The 1159-nt window shown below is 60.7% G+C and carries 1 protein-coding gene; it reads right to left on the bottom strand.

Annotation, left to right across the window (positions count from 1 at the left end):
* The coding region (locus A2I95_RS40520) for a PAS-domain containing protein (RefSeq protein ID WP_291737961.1) at positions 1-1156 on the bottom strand (1156 nt) is incomplete at its 3' end.
* Positions 1157-1159 lie beyond the last annotated feature (3 nt).

The raw sequence follows: 1159 nt of genomic DNA, 5'->3' as shown, positions 1-1159 counted from the left end.
GCGGCAGAGAGGGAGAGGCGAGGATCTTCAATTCACCCAGCAGCGCATGCATGTCGGCCGCCTGCGGGCGCAAGGTGCGCTGGCCCGTCATTTCGGCAATCCGGCTCAGCAGCCGGCCGCCGCGCTTTGCAGCGGAAAGCGTGCCTTGGACCAGTTCGGTTGCCTCGCTGCTCAGCCCCATTTTCTCCAGCTTGCTTTGCATTCCGAGAATAATGGTCAGAAGGTTGGAAAAATCATGTGCCAGGCCGCTGGTCATCTGCGCCGCCATCTCGCGGCGGCGCGCCTGCTGCAGGGCAACCCGGGCCTGGGTTTCTTCGGTCACATCCATCGACAGTATATAAACGCCGCCGTGCTGGTCCGGGGTAAAGGCCACCCGGATGCGGCGGCTGCCGTGGCTTTCAGTGAACTCGAATACCGGGCTGCCGCCTTTGTAGGCGGCCAGCAAATGCGGCTCAATCCGGTCAAAAGCAGCCTTTCCCAGCGCGTCTGCGATATGCATGCCCAGGATTTCAGAGGGGCGGCTGGGAAACACCGAGCTGAGGCGGCGGTTGGTATAAGTGTAAAAACCGTCCGCATCGACGTGGGCGATATGGGCGGGCATCATCTCTGTTGTCAGCCGGGTGCGGCCTTCGATCTCGGTCAGCTGGCGCTTGGCCTCTTCCAGGGCAGTATTTGTGGCCTCCAACTGGCGGTTGGCGGCGGATAGTTCCTCGGTATGGGTGATCAGCTTTTCCGAAAGTTCCTCGGACCGGGAACGCAGCAGCTGTTCAGCCTGTTTGGCACGGGTGATGTCGGTATAGACAGTGACCCAGCCCCCCTGCGGCAATGGCGAGCCTTCAATCGAAATCATCTGCCCGTTGGGCCGTTCACGCTCCAGGTAATGCGGCACAAAATCCAGTGCCTGATCGACCCGGTTCTGCACGATGTCCTTGATATCTGTTTCCGGCGCATATTCACCGGCTTCTGCTAGAAAACGGATGGTGTCGGCAAAGGGCGCCCCCGGCTGCACCAGGTGATCGGGCAGAGAGAACATTTCCTGGAAACGCCTGTTGCAGACCGCCAGGCGCAGATCGTTGTCATAGATCGACAGCGCCTGGGCGATCAGGTTCAGCCCGGCGGTAGTCATGGCGGCGTGCGGCTTGCTTGTTCGGTTCATGGT

It is taken from the genome of Leisingera sp. F5 (assembly GCF_001593695.1).
Note: the sequence above shows the minus strand (reverse complement) of the source record. Positions and strands in the feature narration are given on the sequence as shown.